This is a genomic window from Sphingopyxis sp. KK2 (assembly GCF_001990265.1).
Classification (GTDB): Bacteria; Pseudomonadota; Alphaproteobacteria; order Sphingomonadales; family Sphingomonadaceae; genus Sphingopyxis.
In genome coordinates this window covers 1-886 of the sequence record NZ_LYVN01000297.1, presented here as the reverse complement: position 1 = coordinate 886, position 886 = coordinate 1, and the positions used below count along the sequence as shown (strand labels likewise).

Genomic DNA, 886 nt, shown 5'->3' with positions numbered 1-886 from the left:
TGCCGCCGAACCGGATGCCGAGCCGCCAAGCCCGCGCGAGTTCACGCGCCGCGCGCCGCTTGGCGTGCGGATCGGCGGTGAGCAGCACCGCGCGCGCGGCTTCGCCCAAGCTCGTCAAAGCGACTTTGCTGCCTCCAGCACCGCCTCGGCATGGCCCTTCACGCGCACCTTGCGCCATTCGCGCGCCAACTTGCCGTCGGCGCCGAACAGGAAGGTCGAGCGCTCGATCCCCATATAGGTGCGGCCGTAATTCTGCTTTTCGACCCAGGTGCCGAAGGCCTCGCACATTTCGCCGCCCTCGTCCGACGCGAGGCGCACGGTCAGGCCGTATTTGTCGCGGAACTTGCAGAGCTTCGCGGGCGCATCGCGCGACACCGCCAGCACCTGCGCACCGAGCTTGGCGAATTCGGGCGCGAGCCGGGTGAAGTCCTGCGCCTCGACGGTGCAGCCCGGCGTGTCGGCCTTGGGGTAGAAATAGACGACCAGCGGGGCACCCTTGAGCGCCGCAAGGTCGATCGCCGCGCCGTCGGCGTCGAGCGGGGTCACGGCGGGAATCGCATCGCCGATGGCGAGGGTCATGGCTTTGTCTCCTGTCGATCGGGGCGAATCGACGCCCACCAGTTCGCGATCTCCTGCCGCGCCGCGTCATGCGCGGCAAGCAGTTGCGGCCAGCCGGGCTCGCCGCACTGGCTCGCGACCAGCTGCCGCGCCGCCGGGGTCGCGGGTTCGCCCTCGGGCGCGGTCAGCCGCAGCATCACCAGCATCCGCCCGAGCAGCCGATGCGCGTCGCACACCTCGGGCGGCGCGAGGCCCTTCGCCTTCAGGCAGGCGAGCGCCGACGCGATATTCGGGTCGTGGCATTCGCCGCTTGCGAGCTGCGTCACCT

1 protein-coding gene and 1 pseudogene are annotated in these 886 nt (G+C 70.5%); both read right to left on the bottom strand.

Going from position 1 to position 886, the window contains the following annotated elements:
- Positions 1-114 precede the first annotated feature (114 nt).
- Positions 115-579 (bottom strand): peroxiredoxin, encoded by a 465-nt coding sequence (locus B1A78_RS21890; protein WP_077148912.1) that lies wholly within the window; start codon positions 577-579, stop codon positions 115-117.
- A pseudogene (locus B1A78_RS21885) lies at positions 576-886 on the bottom strand (glutamine-synthetase adenylyltransferase); the annotation flags it as partial. The gene B1A78_RS21890 and the pseudogene B1A78_RS21885, both read right to left, overlap by 4 nt.

Bases quoted from the DNA above. Each gene is read 5' to 3' on its own strand.
- B1A78_RS21890 (WP_077148912.1), bottom strand. From the start codon at position 579: ATGACCCTCGCCATCGGCGATGCGATTCCCGCCGTGACCCCGCTCGAC.